Annotated in this window: 17 protein-coding genes and 5 tRNA genes; 16 read left to right on the forward strand and 6 right to left on the reverse strand. The window is 57.7% G+C overall.

Going from position 1 to position 19,215, the window contains the following annotated elements; genetic code table 11:
- Positions 1-64 precede the first annotated feature (64 nt).
- Positions 65-1,081 carry a 3-isopropylmalate dehydrogenase gene (locus HMPREF2878_RS04600; protein WP_141753112.1) on the forward strand — a complete coding sequence of 339 codons (1,017 nt, stop codon included), beginning with the start codon at positions 65-67 and terminating at the stop codon, positions 1,079-1,081.
- Positions 1,082-1,108: 27 nt separating this feature from the next.
- On the opposite strand, the gene HMPREF2878_RS04605 is transcribed toward HMPREF2878_RS04600, so the two are convergent.
- Positions 1,109-1,762, reverse strand: coding sequence for a mycothiol transferase (locus tag HMPREF2878_RS04605; RefSeq protein WP_070652916.1), 654 nt, complete (start codon positions 1,760-1,762; stop codon positions 1,109-1,111).
- Positions 1,763-1,823: 61 nt separating this feature from the next.
- Here HMPREF2878_RS04605 and HMPREF2878_RS04610 point away from each other — a divergent pair, with 61 nt between their 5' ends.
- The 3 genes from HMPREF2878_RS04610 to HMPREF2878_RS04620 all read left to right on the forward strand — a co-directional run bounded on the left by HMPREF2878_RS04610 (position 1,824) and on the right by HMPREF2878_RS04620 (position 5,147).
- Positions 1,824-3,698 (forward strand): DUF294 nucleotidyltransferase-like domain-containing protein, encoded by a 1,875-nt coding sequence (locus HMPREF2878_RS04610; protein WP_070652917.1) that lies wholly within the window; start codon positions 1,824-1,826, stop codon positions 3,696-3,698.
- A gap of 40 nt (positions 3,699-3,738) precedes the next feature.
- Entirely contained in the window at positions 3,739-4,293 is a 555-nt protein-coding gene (locus HMPREF2878_RS04615; RefSeq protein ID WP_246821108.1) for a 3'-5' exonuclease, read from the forward strand.
- Positions 4,294-4,358: 65 nt separating this feature from the next.
- Positions 4,359-5,147: a fumarylacetoacetate hydrolase family protein gene (locus HMPREF2878_RS04620; RefSeq protein ID WP_049172137.1), complete on the forward strand. Its 789-nt coding sequence runs from the start codon at positions 4,359-4,361 to the stop codon at positions 5,145-5,147.
- 40 nt (positions 5,148-5,187) lie between these two features.
- On the opposite strand, the gene HMPREF2878_RS04625 is transcribed toward HMPREF2878_RS04620, so the two are convergent.
- Together HMPREF2878_RS04625 and HMPREF2878_RS04630 are read right to left on the reverse strand one after the other, a co-directional pair.
- Entirely contained in the window at positions 5,188-6,420 is a 1,233-nt protein-coding gene (locus HMPREF2878_RS04625; RefSeq protein ID WP_070549661.1) for an isochorismate synthase, read from the reverse strand.
- 56 nt (positions 6,421-6,476) lie between these two features.
- Positions 6,477-7,199 (reverse strand): SDR family oxidoreductase, encoded by a 723-nt coding sequence (locus tag HMPREF2878_RS04630; RefSeq protein WP_070652918.1) that lies wholly within the window; start codon positions 7,197-7,199, stop codon positions 6,477-6,479.
- Here HMPREF2878_RS04630 and HMPREF2878_RS04635 point away from each other — a divergent pair.
- Positions 7,198-7,911: a TIM barrel protein gene (locus tag HMPREF2878_RS04635; RefSeq protein ID WP_070549659.1), complete on the forward strand. Its 714-nt coding sequence runs from the start codon at positions 7,198-7,200 to the stop codon at positions 7,909-7,911. The two genes, HMPREF2878_RS04630 and HMPREF2878_RS04635, sit on opposite strands and share 2 nt — an antisense overlap.
- Before the next feature lie 57 nt (positions 7,912-7,968).
- Positions 7,969-9,456 carry a glutamate--tRNA ligase gene (gltX, locus tag HMPREF2878_RS04640; RefSeq protein ID WP_070652919.1) on the forward strand — a complete coding sequence of 496 codons (1,488 nt, stop codon included), beginning with the start codon at positions 7,969-7,971 and terminating at the stop codon, positions 9,454-9,456.
- On the opposite strand, the gene HMPREF2878_RS04645 is transcribed toward gltX, so the two are convergent.
- The gene (locus HMPREF2878_RS04645; protein ID WP_241482129.1) at positions 9,440-10,849 is read right to left on the reverse strand and encodes a hypothetical protein; all 1,410 of its coding nucleotides are present in this window, start codon (positions 10,847-10,849) and stop codon (positions 9,440-9,442) included. The two genes, gltX and HMPREF2878_RS04645, sit on opposite strands and share 17 nt — an antisense overlap.
- 254 nt (positions 10,850-11,103) lie before the next feature.
- Here HMPREF2878_RS04645 and HMPREF2878_RS04650 point away from each other — a divergent pair.
- The 10 genes from HMPREF2878_RS04650 to HMPREF2878_RS04690 all read left to right on the forward strand — a co-directional run bounded on the left by HMPREF2878_RS04650 (position 11,104) and on the right by HMPREF2878_RS04690 (position 17,955).
- Positions 11,104-11,175 (forward strand) — tRNA-Gln (locus HMPREF2878_RS04650).
- A 39-nt stretch (positions 11,176-11,214) separates the two neighbouring features.
- Positions 11,215-11,287: transfer RNA gene (locus HMPREF2878_RS04655), tRNA-Glu, on the forward strand.
- A 30-nt stretch (positions 11,288-11,317) separates the two neighbouring features.
- Positions 11,318-11,389, forward strand: a tRNA-Gln gene (locus HMPREF2878_RS04660).
- 49 nt (positions 11,390-11,438) lie between these two features.
- Positions 11,439-11,511, forward strand: a tRNA-Glu gene (locus HMPREF2878_RS04665).
- A gap of 76 nt (positions 11,512-11,587) precedes the next feature.
- Positions 11,588-12,367, forward strand: a complete 780-nt coding sequence (locus HMPREF2878_RS04670; protein WP_048735404.1) for a tRNA threonylcarbamoyladenosine dehydratase — start codon at positions 11,588-11,590, stop codon at positions 12,365-12,367.
- A complete protein-coding gene (locus HMPREF2878_RS04675; protein ID WP_246821811.1) occupies positions 12,364-13,149 on the forward strand; it encodes a TatD family hydrolase in 786 nt (261 codons plus the stop codon). The genes HMPREF2878_RS04670 and HMPREF2878_RS04675 overlap by 4 nt, the downstream gene beginning before the upstream one ends.
- 84 nt (positions 13,150-13,233) lie before the next feature.
- Positions 13,234-13,306, forward strand: a tRNA-Glu gene (locus HMPREF2878_RS04680).
- Between the two features lie 193 nt (positions 13,307-13,499).
- A complete protein-coding gene (locus tag HMPREF2878_RS04685) occupies positions 13,500-14,936 on the forward strand; it encodes a hypothetical protein (RefSeq protein ID WP_049171601.1) in 1,437 nt (478 codons plus the stop codon).
- A 1,164-nt stretch (positions 14,937-16,100) separates the two neighbouring features.
- Positions 16,101-16,433 (forward strand): hypothetical protein, encoded by a 333-nt coding sequence (locus HMPREF2878_RS11135; protein WP_126107984.1) that lies wholly within the window; start codon positions 16,101-16,103, stop codon positions 16,431-16,433.
- Positions 16,434-16,758: 325 nt separating this feature from the next.
- The gene (locus tag HMPREF2878_RS04690; protein ID WP_246821809.1) at positions 16,759-17,955 is read left to right on the forward strand and encodes an acyltransferase family protein; all 1,197 of its coding nucleotides are present in this window, start codon (positions 16,759-16,761) and stop codon (positions 17,953-17,955) included.
- Here the strand turns inward: HMPREF2878_RS04690 and HMPREF2878_RS04695 are convergent.
- Positions 17,862-18,287, reverse strand: a complete 426-nt coding sequence (locus HMPREF2878_RS04695; RefSeq protein WP_070546713.1) for a carboxymuconolactone decarboxylase family protein — start codon at positions 18,285-18,287, stop codon at positions 17,862-17,864. The two genes, HMPREF2878_RS04690 and HMPREF2878_RS04695, sit on opposite strands and share 94 nt — an antisense overlap.
- Entirely contained in the window at positions 18,271-19,173 is a 903-nt protein-coding gene (locus tag HMPREF2878_RS04700; protein ID WP_070652921.1) for a LysR family transcriptional regulator, read from the reverse strand. Before HMPREF2878_RS04700 ends, HMPREF2878_RS04695 begins: the two co-directional genes overlap by 17 nt.
- Between the last annotated feature and the right edge of the window lie 42 nt (positions 19,174-19,215).

The raw sequence follows: 19,215 nt of genomic DNA on the forward strand, positions 1-19,215 counted from the left end.
CTGCTACACTCATTTGTGTCCATATAGTGAGAAGGGTATCTCAAAAATGACTGAGGTAGGAAAGCTGAAGATCGCCGTCATCCCGGGTGATGGCATCGGCACGGAAGTTACGGCAGAGGCGCTGAAGGTGCTCAAGGCTGCTATCGGCGAGTTCGACACTACCGAGTACGACCTCGGCTCGCGTCGCTACTTGCGCAATGGCGAACTGCTTACCGACGCTGACCTTGACTCCCTGCGTGAGCACGACGCAATCCTGCTCGGTGCCATCGGTGACCCGGCGAACGTACCTCCGGGTGTTCTCGAGCGCGGCCTGCTGCTGAAAATGCGCTTCGCGCTGGATCACCATGTCAACCTGCGTCCTTCCAAGCTCTTCCCGGGTGTCGAGTCACCGCTGAAGAACCCGGGCGAAATTGATTTCGTGGTCGTCCGCGAGGGAACCGAAGGTGCCTACACAGGTAACGGCGGTGCAATTCGCGTTGGCACGCCACACGAGGTTGCCAACGAGACCTCCGTCAATACCCGCTTCGGTGCTGAGCGCGTCGTCCGCTATGCCTTCGAGCTGGCTATGACCCGTCGTAAGAAGCTGACCCTTGTCCACAAGACCAATGTGTTGGTGCACGGTGGCGGTATGTGGCAGCGCACGGTCGATGAGGTCGCTAAGGAATACCCAGAGGTAGATGTCGATTACTCGCATATCGACGCTGCGACGATCTACCTCGTCACTAATCCTTCGCGTTTCGACGTCATCGTCACCGACAACCTCTTTGGCGACATCATTACTGATGAGGCTGGTGCAGTGTCGGGCGGTATCGGCCTGGCGGCGTCCGGCAACATTGACGCCTCCAATGCCAACCCGTCCATGTTCGAGCCCGTTCACGGCTCCGCGCCAGACATTGCTGGCAAGGGGATCGCGGACCCGACGGCAGCCATTCTGTCGGGTGCCATGATGCTGCGCCACCTGGGTCGTGAGGAAGACGCCCAGCGCATCGAGGCTGCTGTGGAAGCTGACATGGCTACTCGCGGTAGTGGCCCGATTAAGACCACTGAAGTTGGCGACCGCATTGCTGCTGCTTTGAAGTAGCGCAGTAAAAAATAGGGAGGGAGAGGGCTAGGCAATCACAGTTTTGCCATCGACGGTAGTGATGTGAGTCTTACCGTCGGCGGTGTGCTCGATGAAGTCCGACGCATGTCCGACCTGGCGAAGTACATCGATGATGGTGTCAAGGGGGTATGGGGATGAGCTTCCTGCGCCGTTATCGGAATCATCCCCTCCCAGTCCTGCCACTAGCGCATCCCTCGTAATCTCCGCATGTCCCAGGTGCTGAGCCGCCTCGTGGAAGACATGCACGATCACGCCTTCGATGCTGCCGCACCACCAACGGTCCTTATCGGTAGGAATAACAGCAGGAGCACCAGCGCGGTCCGCGCCTTGCAACTCCACCAGCGCGGATTCAATGGCCGCGCGGTCACGGTGGTAAATCTCCAGCCCTTCCGAAACACTGCAATGAGCAGAAAACTCCCCATCGCGATCACGGACATAATCACGCCCAAGGCAGACGCGCTCGAGCCAGAACCTCGCGGATCCGGTCACATGTCGTAACAGCACGGCCAGGGAGTTAATGGCTGGGATGGGGAGGGTTGCGTTGAAGGTGTCGTCGTCAAGCGTGGCGACGAGTGCCGCGAGCTTGTCCATCCTGCCGAGGATGTGGGCGTCGAGCGGCCATTCGGGATTTATTGAAGCGCTGTGTGTGGAATTGGTCATAAGGTCGAGTATTCCCGCAAATCAGTCCTATTGGGAGCAAAAATAGGGGATAATTGACCCCATGACCGTCGAGCTTGCGGAAATCGCAGACTTCCTCAGCCATACTCGCCCCTTTTCGGACCTCAACGATGAAGAGCGCGCGACTATCCCACCGCTTTTGGCCATGCGCTATGCCCGTCGTGGAACGGAGATTATCCGGGCGGGTGCGGATAACAACAGCTGTTTCATTATTCGCTCCGGCATGGTGGATCTCTTTGACCCAGCTGGCACGCTGTTGGACAGGCGAGATGTGGGAGATCATTTCGGCTATTCGACACTGCTGAGCAGTGACCCCTCGCTGTACACGATGACGGCAGTGGAGGACTGCGTATTCCTGGTGATCTCCAAGGAGGTCTTTGACCAGCTCAATGACCAGTTCGTAGAGGTCCGGCGCTATTACGGCGGTGAAAACGCGCGCATTCGCGCAGTGGCATCGAAGCTGCGGAGTACTGCGGCATCGGAGTCGTTGCGCACACGGGTTGCGGACCTGATGGAAACATCGCTGGTGACCTGCAGTGCTGATGCGACAGTACAAGAGGCGGCGCAGATTATGACGGAGCGGAATGTCTCCAGTCTGCTCGTGATGGAGTCTGCAGGCGCCAACCAGAGCTCGCTCGTCGGCATCATCACTGACCGTGACCTCCGTCGTCGAGTGCTGGCAGAAGCCAAGCCGGCGGAGAGTCTCGTAAGCGAAGTGATGACCGGGAACCCGGAAACTATCAGTCCCGACCTGCTGGTCTTCGAGGCCATGCTGCTGATGGCCGAGCGCGGTTACCATCATCTGCCGGTGCACGATGGGACGCGGGTGGTCGGCATGATTGTCATTGGCGACCTCCTGCGCAGTCTGCACACCGATCCCGTGTACGCGACGGCGACGCTGGCGCGAAAGAGCGATATCTCCGAGATTGCGGAGATTGCTCAGAACGCACGGCGGATTGTGGGCCGGTTTATTGACCGAGGTGATTCGGGGGAGGAGGTCGCCAAGCTGCTGACCGCCGTGGCCGATGCTGTCACCCGACGCCTGGTGGCGCTTGCGGAGGAAAAGCTTGGGCCGCCACCGGTTAGCTATGCCTTTGCAGTACTGGGCTCGCATGGGCGCGGAGAGATGGGGCTCGCGTCCGATCAAGACAATGCGCTGGTCCTCGCCGACGATTACGACGCCGACGCTCATGCTGACTATTTCGCCGCGCTTAGCGACGAGATTTGCACCAACCTCGACCGAGTCGGTTATCCGCTCTGTCCAGGGGACATGATGGCCAGCAATCCTGCGTGGCGGATGACCAAGTCGCAGTGGCTGCGCACTTTCCACGGGTGGATTACGGCACCGGAGGCAGAGGCCCTGTTACATGCACAGACCTTCTTCGACATGCGTGGGGTAGCGGGCGACGTGCAACTGGTAGAGAGCCTTCGTGCGGCCTACCTGCCGCTGGCTCAGGGGTCGCAGCGCCTGCATGCGCACTTGGCCAAGCTCGCGGCCTGGCGGGAGCCGCCGCTCGGCTTCTTCCGGGGCCTAGTGCTGGAAAAGGGCGGCGATCACGCAGAGACCCTGGACATCAAAAAGGGGGGAACTGCTGCTGTGGTGCAGATGGCGCGTCTATTTACTGTGGCGGCCGGCCTGCCACAGCTGTCGACGCGTGAACGCTTGGCGGCGAGTGCGGGTGCCGGAAGCGTGAGCCGTCAGGGTGCGCAGGATCTGGCGGATGCGTTCGAGTTCCTGTGCACGGTGCAGCTTCATCACCAGCAGGCCCAGTTCAACGCTGGCGAGCAGCCGAATAACCACATCTACCCGAAGCGTCTCTCCAGCCTGGAACGCGAGCACCTGCGCGATGCGTTTGGTGTTATCCGCAAGTTGCAGCAGAGCCTCGGGGCGAAGTATCCCATCCGGGCGATGTCGTGAGCGCGCAATGTTGAAGTTTTTCAAACCCCGCAAGAAACTCTTGGACGCACCTATCCGCGACAATGCTTGGCTCGCGGTCGATGTGGAAACCACCGGTCTGGATCCCTCCAAAGATCAGTTGCTTTCCATCGGTTGGGTTGCCGTCGAAGGCCGCGACATCGTGCTGGAAGAGTCGGGTCACCTTCTCATTCGCCCAGAGCGCGAGGAGGTGAGCGTCGGCGAGTCGGCGACGGTGCATGGGCTTACCGACGACATGGTCGCAACCGGGGTAGAGGCAGAGGTGGCCGTCGGCAAGCTGTTAGAAGCTCTACGGGGACGGAAGCTGCTGGCGCACTACGCGCGGATGGAAGTTGGTTTCCTAGATCCGTTGTGCCGGAAGTACTTCGATGCGCGTTTTGATGTGCCGGTGGCGGACACTATGACACGTGAGTACGACGCAATTCTGCGAGCCAACCGCGAGCCGGTCCGTGATGAGCTGCGGTTGTGGTCACTGTGCGACAAGTACGGCATTCCCCGTTTTAAGGCCCATCACGCGTTCAACGATGCGCTGGCCTGTGCGCTGGTGTGGCTTGCGCAGGAATCCCGCGGAGTTTAGAGCGCAGAGTATAGAGAGTGGGGGTCGTTGCATAATTATCGCAATGTGACGTGTACCCTATTTTTATGCGTATTGCTCGAATCGCCCACCCAGAGGGCATGTGCTTCGCGCTCGTCGAGGGCGAAGGCAGTGAAGTTACTTTGCACGAGATCGAAGGGCACCCTTTCGGTCAGCTGAATAAGACTGGTCGTTCCTGGCCGCTTGCCGACGTACGTCTGCTTGCCCCGATGCTGCCGTCGAAGGTCATCGCTATTGGTCGTAACTACGCTGACCACGTCGCCGAGGTGTTCAAGAAGTCGGCAGAATCGCTGCCGCCGACGATGTTCATTAAGCCGCCGACGGCCGTTATTGGTCCGGAAGCGCCGATTCGCATTCCGGATTTCGCCACTAACGTCGAGTTTGAGGGCGAGCTGGCACTGGTTATTGGTAAGCCGTGCAAGAACGTCAAGAAGGAAAACGCTCACGATGTGATCTTCGGATACACCATCGTCAATGATGTTTCTTCCCGTGACCTGCAGTTCGCCGACGGTCAGTGGGCGCGCGCAAAGGGCATCGATACCTTCTGCCCGCTGGGCCCGTGGATCCAGACGGAGCTGGACTACAACGAGCTTCCAATCAAGGCGCACCTGACTCACGAGGGTGTTACCGAGACCAAGCAGGATTCCAACTCCAACCAGATGATTATGTCCATCCCGGAGATTATCGAGTTCATCACTGCCTCGATTACGCTGCTGCCGGGTGATGTCATCTGCACCGGCTCCCCGGCCGGTACCGCTGCGATGTTCCCGGGTGACCGCATCGAGATTGAGATCCCGGGTATCGGCAAGCTGGCCAACCCTGTGGAGCGGGCTTAAGCTGCCAGGGCTTAAGCTGCTAGGGCCTATGCGCCCTGGCTTAAGCGCCCTTAACTCCAAAAGCGCGGAGTACAGTGCCCATCTTGGCGCTGGTCTCCGTGACTTCTTCTTCTGGGTCGGAGTGCGACACAATGCCGCCTCCGGCCCATAGTCGTGCCACGGACCCCTCAGTGTCGATTTCGGCACAGCGAATGGAGACCACGAACTCGCCGTCACCATTCTCATCGCACCAGCCGACAGCGCCCGAGTAGAAGCCGCGGTCAGTCTCTACGGCCTGAATGACGCCGAAGGCGGATTCCGTCGGCGTGCCACAAATGGCTGGTGTCGGGTGCACCACCAGCGCCAAATCCAGCGCGGACAGCGACGGATCCTTCAACCGACCGCGGATATGCGTGGCCAAGTGCCACATTTCGGCGGTGCTCATCAGCTCGGGGCTGTCCGGAACATCCAGCGAACTGCACAGCGGCGCCAGGTTGTCGGCGATGTCATCGACAACGAAGGCGTGTTCATCCAGGTTCTTGCGCGAGTCCGCTAAACGACGAGCCGACGCCCGGTCCACCTCTTCATTCCGGGATCTCGGCAGCGACCCGGCCAAGGGAAATGCCTCAACGATGTCGCCTGTACGGCGGACCAGCATCTCCGGGGAAGAACCGATGAGCAACTTGCCCTCATAATCGGAACCGGCGGGAGAGAGATCCACGACAAAGCCATCGCGGTTGGGGGATCCGTCGATAAGCCGCGATGCGAGTAGGAGTGGGTCAATCGGGGGATCGATTTCGAGTTCCACAGCGCGCGCGAGCACGACCTTTTCCAGCGCCGAGTACTCGATGGTGCGGATGGCTGCGGCGATGCGCTCAGCGTGCTCGTCGAGCGGGGGATCGTAAGCGACGATGCTGGCGTGAGGCTTCGGTGCGTTCCAGCGGTAGTGCGCGGGTGGCTCCAGCGGCTGCGAGGAGCGGATGACTTCCCGGGGAACGGTCAGGGCGGCGGGCTTGTCCAAGTCGAAGGGCAGGGCGCCGACCACCATCTTGTGAATGCCCGAGTGCAGTCCCTCGGCCGCGAGCCAGGGGTCGGAAATCTGCTCTTCAATACCTTGTGTGCGGATGGAGCCGTGCGCACGGGAGAGCAAAAAATCAGGAGCGGTGGTTGGGCGGGACGTGTCCCAGCGCGTCGAACGCTTCGGAGTCGCTGCAGGCTCGTTCGACGGGTGAGACTTTTCCTGCTGCTCTTCCTCGTTTCCGCCGCCCAGAGAGGGGTGGTTTTCCATGGACATAGCCCTAACCCGCCTCCTCAATCTAAACCCAGTTGTGCTCCAGTTTAAGGGGCAGGCTAACCCCTGCCCAAAAAGGGCATACCCGCAGCGGTAATCGTAAGCTGATCGATGACGGCACCTGCCGGCAGATTCGCGGCGTAGAGGAAAGTTTCCGCAGCCTGCTTGGCATCGAACATCGGCTCGCTGCCTGTGAACGTCCCCAACAGGTCAGTCTGCGCATTGCCAATATCAATGCGCGTTGCCGTAATGCCGTATTCGCGTCCGTCGAGGGCAAGCACGTGGGTCATTCCGGCAAGCGCGCTTTTCGACGTCGCGTACGCCGCCGTGTGCGCTCTCGGCACCTGCGCCGCGATAGAACAATTGACCAGGATTCGGCCGCCCGCTTGCCCTGTCTTCCTCTCGCACCCCGCCTTCATCCGCGAAAAAGCCTCGCGTGCACACAGGTACGAGCCGACCACATTCGTATCGATGACCGCCCGGAAGTCTTCAATGTCGGTCTCTCCAAACTCCGCGGGCGTGCCGGGCAGCCCCGCATTGAGCACCGCAACATCGATGGTTCCCGTAGCCACCTGCGCGTTCTCAAACATCGCACGGACCTGCTCTGGGTCGGTGATGTCACACCTGGAGTAGGTGATGTTGTCCGCTTCGGCGGCAACAGTCTCGAGCGCGTCGATACGCCTGCCGCAGATATGCACGTGCCAGCCATCGGCGGCGAAAGTCAGAGCAATTTCGCGACCAATGCCCGCGCCGCCACCAGTTACTACTACCGTTTTGGTCATGAGCACCATTATTAACTGTTCTACGGTCTACGCACACATGTCCCCGCACGACGCCGTCAACGCCGCGCGTGACGACGGCTACGCGGCCGTGGAATTCTGGTGGCCATTTGACCTCGCAGTGCCCGCACCCGATGAGGTTTCCGCTTTTTGTAACCTCTTTGACGACAGCCTTGGTCTTTATGCCATGAACCTGTGGGGAGGGGACATGGCAACGGGGCAGAGAGGAGTGCTCGATACAGACGGGCTGCCCACGGGGCACCTGGAGGCAGTTAGCCAGATCGCGCGAGCCACGGGGCTGAAATGCTCTAACGTGCTGCTGGGGCGCTCGGGGGAGCTAACGGACTTGCAGTTGCAAAGGCTGACCGAGATTACTGCACAGCTGGAGCTCAGCGGCGTTCGCGCGTTGATTGAGCCGCTGTCCGGGATGGACGATTACCCCATTACAGATCCCTGGCAGGCCGAGGAGTTAGCGCAACAGACTGGTGCTGGCGTGCTCGCGGACTTTTACCATTTTGCGGCCAATGGCATCGATGTGGATGCTTGGCTCGCTGATGTGGAGACCGGAAGAGTGAGTCTGCCGGCGCACGTCCAGATTGCCGATTTCCCAGGCCGCGGCGCGCCGGGCACCGGTGAGGCGCCACTGCGCAGCTGGGTTGAGCGGCTGCGCGCCGCTGGATACGCCGGCGAAGTGGCTGGGGAATGGACTCTGTAACCCTATGTAAAACCCTATGCATGCCTGCAGGTGGGAGGGCGGGTATCGTGGGAAAGCATGTCAGATGTTCGCGTACGCTTTTGCCCGTCGCCAACCGGTACCCCGCACGTTGGCCTCATCCGCACCGCCCTGTTCAACTGGGCATATGCCCGTCACACTGGTGGCAAGCTGGTCTTCCGCATCGAAGATACCGATGCCGCTCGCGACTCCGAAGAGTCCTATCAGGCAATCATCGAGGCCCTGAATTGGCTCGGTATTGACTGGGACGAGGGCATCGACGTCGGCGGCCCGCACGGCCCGTACCGCCAGTCGCAGCGCAAGGACATCTACGCCGATGTGTTGCAGCGCCTCATTGACGCTGGTGAAGCTTACGAGGCCTTTTCCACCGCTGAAGAGGTTGAGGAGCGCCACAAGGCAGCCGGCCGTGACCCGAAGCTGGGCTACGACAACTACGACCGTAACCTGACCGAGGAGCAGAAGGAAGCCTTCCGTGCAGAGGGTCGCAAGCCGGTGATTCGCTTGCGCATGCCAGACGAGGACATTGTCTTCGACGACCTCGTGCGCGGTCGTATCGAGTTCAAGGCCGGCCTGGTTCCGGACTTCGTCATTGCTCGCTCCAACGGTGAACCGCTCTACACCCTGGTTAACCCGGTCGATGACGCCCTGATGGAGATCACTCACGTCCTGCGTGGTGAGGACCTGCTGCCATCGACCCCGCGCCAGATCGCTCTCTACGAGTCGCTGAAGCGCATCGGTGTCGCCAAGTTCACCCCGGAGTTCGGTCACCTGCCGTTCGTTATGGGCGAGGGTAATAAGAAGCTGTCCAAGCGTGACCCGCAGTCCAATCTCTTCATCCACCGCGATAACGGTTTCATCCGCGAGGGTCTGCTGAACTACCTGGCACTGCTGGGGTGGTCTATGGACGGCGACCAGGACATCTTCACGATGGACGAGATGGTCAAGGCCTTCGATATCCACGATGTGCTGTCCAACCCGGCTCGCTTCGATCAGAAGAAGGCCGACGCTATCAACGCGGACCACATCCGCATGCTCGATCCGAACGACTTCGAGCAGCGTCTGCGCACGTACCTGGAAAGCCACTTTGACTTCCCGGCCGACTACCCGGCGGATAAGTTCGCTTTCCTGGCAACGCTGCTGCAGACCCGTGTGAAGACGCTTTCCGACGCCTGGGACCTCTCGAAGTTCCTAGTTGTGGAAGAGGACGAGTTCACCTTCGATGAGCGCTCGGCACGCCGTAACTTCAAGGAAGACGCCGTCGCTGTCCTGGAGGCCTCCATTGCAGCTGTGGAGCCGCTCAGCGAAGAGGACTTCGTCACCGAGAAGCTTGAAACTGCACTTCAGAAGGCCCTCATCGAGGACCTGGAGCTGAAGCCACGCAAGGCTTTTGGCCCGGTGCGCGTGGCCGTGACTGGTGCGCAGGTATCGCCGCCGCTGTTCGAGTCCATGGAGCTGCTTGGTCGCAGCCGCAGCCTGGGCCGACTGCGCAAGGCGCTCGAGGTCACTCCTTTTACTGCTGCTCAGTAAAGAGCGCGAGCTGGGCTGAGCGAAGCAGGTTCGTGTAAGAGCCCGCTTCCTTGCCCACCTTCTGCGGGTCGCGGTTCAGCATATTCATGGAGGTTTCGCGGTAATCCTTGACCAGCGACCCCATGTGGTTGTTGAAGAAATCGTGCCAGTCGGTTCCCCAGTGGACCGTGCCGTCCTCGTTTCGCTTGAGCAGTGCGGCAAAGGCGTACACGAGCGGGTAGATGAACCCGTCCGGAATCGCGTAGCCGATGGGCTGGCGGTAGAACTTCGAGTACTTCTGTGGAGTCTTGCCGGTCCGCGGATTCTTCTTATTGGCCTTGTCAACAGCATCAATGCCGCCGAATTTACCGCCGCTTTTGTTGTAGAGATCGGGTAGCTCTGCGTTGATGCGCTCGAAAATATCGATGAAGTCACGCGTGAGGTTCAATGCGCTGCGGACCTTCTCGTTGTAGAGAACGACCTCTTCGGTGCGCTCATTGATGCTTTCAGTGCTGGGCTTAGTGACCTCCGGTGAGCTCATGACATCCTCGAAGCGGTCAAGCAGCTTGGCCTTGCCGGAGTAGAGGCTGGTGGGGGTCGGTGCTTCAATCTGCTTCCCGTCGGCATCCTTCGGCAGGTCAATACAAGACAGCGGAATCCACGCCATAGCGATGACATCGCCCACCTTTAGTCGACCAGTATCGTTGGTGCGCCACTGCACGTTGTCGCTAATTCCCTGAGGCAGGGCATGCTTCAGATCGTCAAAGTAGCCGGCGCGATTGAGCTTTGCTTCCGCCTTGAGCTCCGCATTGTTGTTGCGGGCGGCACAGATATCGAGCAGTGCATCGGAGAAGTCCTGCACAGTGTCCTCGTCCCGAGCGCCGGGCACGAGTACCTCTACCGGAACACGGGCATCGAGCTCGGTGAGGCTTTCGTCGGCAAGCAATTCCTCAATTTCTTCCGTACGCTCCGACCAGACCTCCTTCATTTCGGACCACGTCTTGATTTTGCGGCTAGGTGGTGGAGTGAGCTTGCCCAGAACGAACAGTGCGATAGCCAGCGAGTTGTGACCGCCGTCGAGGATGCCTTCGATGCGACGGTTGCTGAAGGTGAAGCGGTAGAGATTGTCTTCACTGGTGAACTGAGTGGAGGCCAGGAGCACACCCTTGGATTTGTAGGCGAAGAGCTCCGGTGTGGTGTCGATGGTTTCCATGATGGCATCGGTGATGCGGCCGGTGCGGGACACGCGTGGGTTGGCGTCGAGGTTAAGGGCCGAGATGATTTTCGCGAACTGACGGATAGTGACAGTGCCGATGACACGACCGATGGTGCCGTTCATTTGCTCCGTGATGTCGGAGAACTCCAGCTCGAGCGTGATGGGGGCGGTTGTTGCCGTCGTTGTTGGGGAAGTCATGGTGCCTGCCTTTCAGGTCTGGTTTTTTGGTGTGTGTCGGCTGTTTACCAGCCGCTTCACCACGAAGTGTCTCCTGAAGGGCGGTTCGGCTTTGAGCTGCGATCGAATGGGCTTTCGATCTGGGACTGCGTTAGTTATATGCACTGCTGAGGTGGGCTGTGGGGAACTCGCGAATTTAAACGAGCCTTTGACCAGGTGATTTGCTCTTGTTAGCGCGAATTGGCTATATTATTCCTCGTTGCGTTCAGCAGCGATGGCCTATGGTGTAATTGGCAACACTACGGTTTCTGGTACCGTCATTCTAGGTTCGAGTCCTGGTAGGCCAGCGGAATTCGCTCACTCAGTTGGGTTGGATTCAGTTCTAAGCCCCGTTCGTCTAGCGGCCTAGGACGCCGCCCTCTCACGGCGGTAACACGGGTTCAAATCCCGTACGGGGTACAAAGACAGCGTGAAAGCGCCAGTCTTTATTGGCCTATGGTGTAATTGGCAACACTACGGTTTCTGGTACCGTCATTCTAGGTTCGAGTCCTGGTAGGCCAGCAGTGAAGAAGTTCATTGTTGAATGTATTCACTAACTGCAAAGTTCTAAGCCCCGTTCGTCTAGCGGCCTAGGACGCCGCCCTCTCACGGCGGTAACACGGGTTCAAATCCCGTACGGGGTACAAAGTTACTCCCCAGTCAGTCGGCTGGGGAGTTTTTGTTTTTTAAGAATCGAGGCGACTATGACCAGGGGCGACTATGACCAGTGAACGTTTCGCACGACTGAAGCTTCTCCTAGGGGAGGAGGGGCTAGAAACGTTAGCTGAATCTACCGTCATGGTTGTCGGACTCGGAGGCGTGGGGTCGAGTTGTGCCGAAGCTCTTGCCCGAGGCGGCGTGGGCAACCTCATCTTGATCGACGGTGATGTCGTGGAGCCGAGCAATCTCAACCGTCAGGCGCTGGCTTTTGTCTCCACGATTGGCCGGGTCAAAGCCGAGGTCATGGAGGCGATGGTTGCCGATATCAACCCGGATTGTACGACCTATGCCCGCCAGATTTTTCTCACACGCGAAAACCTGGCGGAGACCTTCGAGCAGTTCCCGCGTCCGGATTACATCATCGACGCTATCGACGATGTCACCGGCAAGATTGAGATCGCGCAGTGGTGCGCGGAAAATCGTGTCCACCTCATTTCCGCTATGGGCGGCGGAAATAAGCTCGACCCAGCTCGGCTGACCTTCTCGAAAATCAATAAGACAAAGGTCTGTCCGCTGGCGAAGGTCGTCCGTCAGGTGTGTATCCGCCGACGCATTCGCGGTCTTGAGGTGCTGTACTCATCCGAAGAGCCAGTGAGAATTGCGGACAAGGGCAGCGGTACCAAGGCGGAAACCCTCGGTACCATGAGCTACATACCGCCAATCATGGGGCAGATGCTGGCCGGAAAGGTCATTCGCCGTCTGCTCGGGTTCGAGGAAACCCCGCTGGCCCCGCGCATCGGCGGTCCGGCCGACGAAAACCAGCCACCAACGGAAAAATGATGCGGCTCATCGATACCCACTTTCACTACGATTTCCTGCCACCGGCTTCGCGCGAGTGCTTCAAAGCCGATATTGCGCAGGAAGGCGTGGAGATCATCGCGCAGACAGTCCGCCCCTCCGGATTTGTCGAGCTAGAGCGCGAAAATCTCCCCATGGCCGCAGTCGGCTATCACCCGTGGTATATCGACGGCAACTACGAGCGCGAGCTTGAGATATTTCGCGAGGCCCTTCCACACACCCGTTTCGTCGGTGAGATCGGCTTGGACTTCGCGCCCCGCAGGCTTGACGACGTTCCCGCCGAGACTCAAATCCATGTCCTCACCGGCATCCTCGATGCTGTCCAAGCCTCGAGCCTGTCACATATCCTGTCCATTCACACGGTTCGGAGTGCTGGTGTGGTGCTTGGCCTAATCGAACCACGTTTGGACACCAGCTCCAGCGTCGCACCAGGCGAGACCTTCGTGCCCATCTTTCACCGCTTCGGTGGCACTAGCGATGAACTGACGCGGCTGATCCGCGCCGGTGGTTATATCTCCGTCAACCCGCTCATGTTGCGGACAAAGCGCGAACGGGCCTATGTGTCGCAGGTGCCCGTCGATAGGCTCTTGCTGGAGACAGACCTTCCGCGCGAGCCTGGAAGCGGTGACGCGGTGGAAGCGGTCGCTGCAGAGGTAGTCGCTGCGTTGCGGGAAACTGTCGCCGAGGTTGCGGCCTTGCGAAAAATGGATGAAGCGGAGCTTGCAAACGAGCTGGCCAACAATGCGAAAACGCTAGGGATTTAATGCCTTAACCTGCGGATTTGCAGTTACTATCCACGTCTAGTGTATTGTTTAACAAGTCCGCAGCGCGCGGATGAAAAGTTCTAAGCCCCGTTCGTCTAGCGGCCTAGGACGCCGCCCTCTCACGGCGGTAACACGGGTTCAAATCCCGTACGGGGTACAAAGTGGCAGTTTCGCTTTTCTGACCTAGACAGTTCATGAAAACGGAATTTGCGACACGGGATCCCGATTCGGCTGAATGCGAATCGGGATTTTGCCTTTTCAAATGTCCTTCAACCCTATTCCATGACAATTACAGGGTTAGCAGCAAGAAACTCTTTTTCGCTGCTATTGGGGTGGGTGACAATAGAGGTATGGCTGCGAAAGAGCTAACCAGCAGACAGAAGAAGATTCTTGGATGGATCGTGGATGGTTGCGCCGGTGACCCTCCGCATGAATTTTATAAGAATACAGCGCGCATGCTAGAGGGGCACAAGTTAGTCAAGATTTCAGGTCACGGTGATAAGTGGAAGGCTGTAGCTACAAAACGTGGTGAGAGGGTTTACGCCGGTACCGAAGCGCTTGTAGTCAATAAGAAGCGGCGGAAGAACACGGCGGCGAAGGAGCCACCGGTACCCTCCACATTGAGAAAACCAAAACCAACGCCAAAACCCGACGAGCCTGAAGTTGATTTAACTCCTTACATGGCTCGAATACGCCATGGTATTGGAGAGTCAGACCTCGACGTTTTCACAATCGTGGCCTCGGCCGGTGAGATTCGCGACTTCTGGTTACCGGCGGCGGCGAAACTATCCCGTGATAGGTCTTGGTTGGAAGATGGCCACGTTTTTGACTACGCAGGAAGTACCTACGTATATGGCCAGGAGAAGCCCCGATTCAAGGCCGCTGTTATCTCTATTGAGCCAATGAAACTGGTTGGGTGGAGGGAGATTTTACGTGGCGATAAACGCGTGGCGAAATACAATAAGAAAGCTGTCGAAGCGTTTGGATACTACAAGAGGCAGTTTAGTTCCGATGTGCAATTGCGGATTAAGCGAGTTTTGCATGTGCTCTTCACAGAGATTGAACTGAACGGTGGCCGGATAGAACTAGAGACTTGGTACGACTCATGGTCTAAAGAGAAAGTGCTTCGTGCAGTTAAGCTCGGCTTTGATTTCGATCTTCAAGATCTCAAGTTCCGCGAGAGATATAACCGTGTGCAGCGTGAGCCAACACAAGATGAAATCGATTATCACAACCGTTGGCACGAGGGCGAAAAGATGAGGCGCTTCTGGGAAAAAATCCCGAATGGTCAACTTGTCCTTGAATTTCGAGGGATGTCCGCTCGTGATTCGAAGAAGAACTCAGAAGCGTTTGCCGACGGCATTGAGGCCTATTTCAAGTGGCATCAAATTCGAGAATTCTGGAAGAAGACAGATTATGAGATTGCGGGCAGAGAGAGGGCGCTCCGAGCGAAGCAATATGAGTTCGCTAAGCCAATCGCTGCGAAGACTGTCGCGAAGGATTTCTATTTCAACGCGTTGTATCAGCGCTCTCAGGAGTTAAAAAAGTTTGAAGCGGTGTGTTCCTATCTCGAATATGTGAAGCGAATTGAGCCTGACAGCCCGTGGATCTCGTGGGCTGAGAAGTATCTCGATACGTTCAATCCGAGAGACTGTATTACGATGCCGGATCCACCTGCGCTCGACATCAAGGCTCATGCCGGGCTCATTGAAAAGATTATTGATGCGCTTGGCAGGGATGAAAGCACGTGGGCTGACGCGTTCCCCGACGGTGAATTTCACGGATGATTTTTCTGTAGCACCGTGCATGTGAAGGTCAACTTACGAGTCCGTGGACTCACTACTCATTGCTGTCTTCAAATGAGCTGAGCTCAGCGAGGAGTACTTCTTGTCCGACCTTCGACTCTGAGATTGCAGCCGGTGCACGCATTTGCGCAGTATATTCTGAGCGCTGTCGAACTCTACACACTTGATGAACTAGCCTTCTGGCTGACCGAAACCGGCTTCATGCCACCGAAGTCCTGGAAGAAAACCCGCTGCAAAATCTGGTCGGGCTAGGCCGCAACTGCGCACTATTCGAATCAGCACGCACCTGAGCCTATCTCGAAATCCGCCACCACCTCGGCGACCCCGATGGGCTTGGTCTCGCTATCCAAACCGCAGCGCAATCCATGAACCAGAACTCTTCAGCGGACCACTTTCCACACGCGAAGTCGACCAGATTGCCCGATCTATCCACTGATGGATCGTCAACCGCTCACGCATGTGAGCAGACGGCTCAGCAATCTACGAAGAAACCTTTAGCACCATCCAAAGCGCACGAGGGAGAGAATCTCGTAGCAAACGTCAAGGAAGAAGAGCTGAAACCGACAAATGGATTGAGGCTGGCCATGAGTAGGGATCCAAGAAATAGATATCCGGGTTATCCACGAAAGGGGTGGTCAGTTCGGGAACTTGCTGAAAAACCGGAGTATTTACCCGTGCAATTTCTAATTGTACAAGCGAGCCAAGAGCGAGCTATCTCGCTCGAGCAGTTGAAAAACGCCAACGCGTACGCGAGCTACGTGCCAGGAGCCTAACCATCCGAGCGATAGCACAGGAAACTGGGTACTTCGTTGGCACAGTTCATAGATACGCGAGTGAAGAATCTCGCGTATAACGCGTATAACGTGCTTACGTAGTGATGAGTAACCAATCTCCATCGTTATTAGGGTCTGGGATGCACGTAACTGAGCCAAATGCATCGGTTACAAGCCAGTACCGAAACTTAGCCGTCTCACAGTCGTTCGCTGATAAGTGCACACTGATTACTCTTCCGTATAGGTCATTCCCGGCTAGAGTAGTGGCAGCCATGCCATTTGCTGTTTCGGCAGAAGGCGATGCCGCAGCAACTCCGCTTAGGCCAAAACACAGCGAAAAAAGGAAGCGATAGATGCAACTGCTATTCTCTTCATGCTTTTCCCTCAACTAGGTTCACCATTAAAGAAACACGAACTCTGGAGAGATGCAATGGCAAAATTTCCTCCTGAAACGGACTTGTCGCTCCACGATGTCATTGACATCCTGGAGTCAGTTCTCCGTGAAGAAGAGATAGACAATGCTCCAGCAGCAAAAGTATGGATAAAGTCTACCCTTCCAGAGCTAAGACGAGCTGAAGAAAAATGCGCTTCCATCTCGACTAATAGAGTTATCGTAAAAATTCTCGAAGCGATGGTTCTTATCGAGAGAAAATATGGGAAAAACCATAATCTTTCTTCACATGATGATCGTCTAGATCTGTCTTAAAAACGGCAAGAACCCAATTCCCGTTACCGTATATAGACATACGGATACCCAAAAAGTAACCCGCTTTCAGCATGAGTGTTTCCTCCGCTTCTACGAGAAGCAGAAGCACTTCGACTTTTATTTCCAACTCGCGATTGGGACAATGCCCCCGCTAGCTGGATAGGATTGCTGAGCACGGTAGGGGAACCAGACCTTCCGCATCAATATTTGAACCTCGCTGGTCACAGAACAGTTTCCGGGGTGTGTACTGAGGTAGCAAGATTTTGTAGACCGGGCTTGTGCCAAAACGAGCACGCCAAGTAGTTTGCAGTCATAAAAAATTGGCATGAATTCGGCCAAGTCCTCCTACGTTCCGGAGCTGACCAGCATTCGAGCCATCGGTGCGTTCGGTGTCCTGCTTACGCATGCCGCGTTCTGGACTGGACATTACACGGACGATTGGTGGGGGCGTCTCAACGGTCGATTCGAAATTGGCGTCACCATCTTCTTCGTGCTCAGTGCGTTTCTGCTCACAGGGCGTTGGCTCGGTTCGCCTGACGACGTCCCTGCGAATCGACCGGACTTGCGGAAGTACTTCACCAGTCGCGCGAAGAGAGTTCTGCCGGCCTACTGGATTGTGGTTACTGCGGCATTCCTCATTCATGCCGCAGATGACCCGCCACCATCGGGTGGGGGTTTGCAGGGCTGGCTGCGGTCGATGTCTTTTACTCAGACGCTCCAATTCGGCTGGATCCACCCGGGCTTGCCGCAGATGTGGTCGATGGTGGTGGAAGTCGGCTTCTACCTGGTGTTGCCACTGGTGGGACTTGGCATCTGGACGATTACTAAGGGGCGCCTGCGACCTGGCCCAACGTTGGCCATCATTATTGGTTTTGGTCTCATTGGCCCGGTCTGGACTGTGCTGTCGCATCAAGAAGAGCTGCTGCCGGTAGTGGCACGGCTGTGGCCGATGGCGTATTTCGACTGGTTCGCCATCGGTATGCTGCTGGCCTACGGGCGAAAAGTTGGCTGGCGCGTCAATTTGGCGGCCAGCTGGCTGATAGCGCTAGTCCTGTTTTTCCTATCCACAACCACCCACGTGGGGCCAGCAACCTTGGTGCCGGATGATGTCGACCAGGCGTTGTGGAAGACCACGCTGTATGGCCTGTCCGCTGGTGCATTCGTGGCCCCGATTGCGCTGGGTACGGAGGTTAGGTGGCTTCGTCATCCAGCCATGATTTGGTTGGGAGAGGTCTCATACGAGTTCTTCCTCGTCCACGTGCTGGTCATGGACTGGGTGATGACGTTGATGGGCTATCAGACCTTCCAAGGCTCGATGTTGGCAGTGGCAATCGTCACCGCTGCCTTTGCCCTGCCGCTGTCGTGGCTGCTGCGCCGCATCACTGATGTGCTTACGCGGCGACCGGGGCCTGCGAGCCCGTGGGCTACCTACCGATCGTCGTCGTCAAGCGGTCCGAGCTCAGCAACGAGCACTTCCTGCGCGACCTTCATCGCGGACAGTGCGGCCGGTGCGCCGCAGTAGCCGGAAGCGTGGACGATGGCTTCGGTGATCTCGGTGCGGGTCAGGCCGTTGGCGAGGGCACCCTTGATGTGGCCGCGCAATTCTTCGGTGGCGCGCAGAGCGACGAGCATTCCAATGTTGAGCAGGGAGCGATCACGCTTGGCCAGTCCTTCACGGCTCCAGACGGAGCCCCAGACGGTGGCGGTGATGTGCTTCTGCAGGGTCTCTCCGTCGGAGCCGGCGTTGCGAGAGAGGGCGGCATCGACGAATTCGTCGCCCATCACCTCGCGGCGAATTTGGATGCCGGCATCATAGCGGTCAGAGGAAAAGAGTTCATCATTGGGATTGCTCATGCTTGCTAAGTATAGGACTTGCAATGCGGATAAATTCCGAAATGTCCCCACTAGCTTCACTGCCGCGACGCATAACTACGCTGAGATTGCGAGTAAAACGGGTGCGGGTGGGGACGATGACGATGCGCCCGAGCGTTACCTGATCGCGAATTGCGCCGCGGGCGATGATTGTTGGCGCTGCCAGCGCAATCATGCCAGCACGCTGTGCCGAAAGGGAACCAAATTCTCCCGCGGGTTCGGCGAGATTCCCCAGTGTATCTTCCACGACCTTTCTACTGCCGGAACCGGGTTCGCGAATAACCAGCGGGGTAGTGCGCAGTTCCTCGATGGATATCTCGGCCCGCTCAGTCCACGGGTGCCCCGTCGGCACAGCGAGGACCAGCTCATCGGTGCCGATGATCCGCTCTTCGAGGTCGTGCCGACCAGCCTCGCCCTCTACCAGACCAAAGTCCACCGCACTGTCGGCTACTAGTTGCCGGACCTCCCGGGAGTTTGCCTGCACCATCGACAGTTTGACTGCGGGATGTTGCCGGTGGAACTCGGCGGCCCAGCCGGGGTAGTAGAGCTCAGCGACAGTATTGGACACCGCAAGGGTGAGGTGGCGGGGAACATCGTCGGAACGCAAGCTGGCGGCAATGCCCGAAAACCTGTGGCAGGCGGCGAGGAGGTCTGGGAGGGCGTCGATAAGCACTTGCCCTTTTTCCGTAGGCGAGACGCCGTAGGGGGAGCGTTCGAAGACGGTGATTCCCAGCGCTTTCTCCGCCCGTGCGATGCGTGCGGACATGGTCTGCTGGTTGGTGCCGAGCTCACGCGCAGCCTTCGAGATCGACCCCGCACGGGCGACGGTGAGAAGTGCATCGAGCTCGGCTACAGCGGAGGGGTACATGCATCTATGGTACCCCTCACAGAGTTTCGTGATATCTGTGAC

Origin of the sequence: Corynebacterium sp. HMSC065H09 (assembly GCF_001812845.1) — a bacterium.
In the GTDB taxonomy this organism is placed as follows: Bacteria; Actinomycetota; Actinomycetes; order Mycobacteriales; family Mycobacteriaceae; genus Corynebacterium; species Corynebacterium jeikeium_D.